This is a genomic window from Mesorhizobium sp., assembly GCF_004962925.1.
Classification (GTDB): domain Bacteria; phylum Pseudomonadota; class Alphaproteobacteria; order Rhizobiales; family Rhizobiaceae; genus Mesorhizobium.
The window spans coordinates 1-346 of record NZ_SUEO01000274.1 but is presented as its reverse complement, the minus strand read 5'-3'; the positions used below and the strand labels follow the sequence as shown (position 1 = coordinate 346).

At 55.5% G+C, this 346-nt stretch carries 1 pseudogene; it reads right to left on the bottom strand.

Annotated elements, in window-relative coordinates:
• Positions 1-206, bottom strand: a pseudogene (locus E5W87_RS32250) (ABC transporter permease); the annotation flags it as partial.
• Positions 207-346: the final 140 nt, after the last annotated feature.

The following is a 346-nucleotide window of genomic DNA, read 5'->3' as shown; positions in this document are numbered from 1 at the left end:
GAGCCGATAGAGAGGTCGATCTCGCCTGCGGTGAACACGAACACAGTTGCCACAGCCATCACGGTGATGGGCGCGGTCTGCTGCACGATGTTGAGGAGGTTGCGCGGCGTGAGGAAGCCCACGTCGCGCAGAATGACGGCAAAAATGATGAAAATCACAAGGAAGCCGACATAGACAATATAGCTCACCGGCTCGATCGACTTCATTCTGGCAGTAAAAGCTTTCACTTATGCGGTCCCCGATCAGCGATCTTACTTACCCACGGCGTCCTTGACCGATTGCGGCGCCTCACGGTGCATGGACTGATACCAGCCCTTCACAAGGTTACCCTTGGTGAGAGTTAGCG